Here is an 855-nt window from a genome sequence, read left to right as displayed (position 1 = left end):
GGAAAAATACGCCCCTGTGCGGGCGGTGCCGAGATGGCGAAGCGCGACGACGAATAAGGCCAGGCTTACCCCATACGCCAGAAATCCAAGCACCATCGCGCTGAGAACAAGTGTGGGTGAAGGAATGCTCGCGCCGAGGAGCAAGGCAAGAACCAGATTGGTCGCGCCAGATGCCAGCCCTTTGACGGAGGCCACCCATGATGCGTCATTGAGCGACACTTTCCGGGTCAGGTTATTGTCGATCGCCCATGCCAGGCAAGCCCCCAGGATTGCCAATGATGGCCAGGCGGCAGAGAAACCGGATGCGGTAGGCCAACTGAGAACGATTGCTCCCAAAACGATGGCCAGCATGCCGAAGGCAATTCGGCGGTCAAAATTCTCTTTGAAAACAAACCACGCCAGGAGCGCGGTAAAGACGCCCTCGGCATTGAGCAATAACGACGTTCCCGACGCCGGCATGGCTGTTAAGCCTGTCATCAGCAAGACAGGCGCAATGACGCCCCCGAAAATGATCGCGCCACCGAGCCATCGCCATTCTTCGCGGGGCAAATTGACTTTCTCCGCCCGGGAAATAGCGCGATAGAGCATAAGGCCGATTCCTGAACCCAGATACAGCAGGCCGGCCAGCATCCAGGGCGAGACATTTGCGAGAATCAATTTGGCGAGTGGTGTAGCTGCTCCGAAACGGCGGTCTTCGGCAAGGGCGGCTTTGACTCCAGCAGATATCAAACGAGATTGCATATGTTGGACAGGAAGAGTTGGTGTGGAAATCGATTGTATCTGCGGTAATGGTACGCGATGCATCGGGTAGCTTCTGGCCGATGACTGCCATTCGAAACATATTGCTGGTCTAAA

General features: G+C 56.1%; 1 protein-coding gene. It reads right to left on the bottom strand.

What is annotated here, in order from left to right; translation table 11 throughout:
* On the bottom strand, nt 1–741 hold a 741-nt coding region (locus tag AKL28_RS23680; RefSeq protein WP_050470714.1), incomplete at its 3' end, for a DMT family transporter.
* Nucleotides 742–855: the final 114 nt, after the last annotated feature.

It is taken from the genome of Herbaspirillum chlorophenolicum (assembly GCF_001189955.1).
Classification (GTDB): domain Bacteria; phylum Pseudomonadota; class Gammaproteobacteria; order Burkholderiales; family Burkholderiaceae_D; genus Herbaspirillum; species Herbaspirillum chlorophenolicum.
The sequence above is the reverse complement of the archived record's forward strand: the minus strand, read 5'-3'. Positions and strand labels throughout refer to the sequence as shown.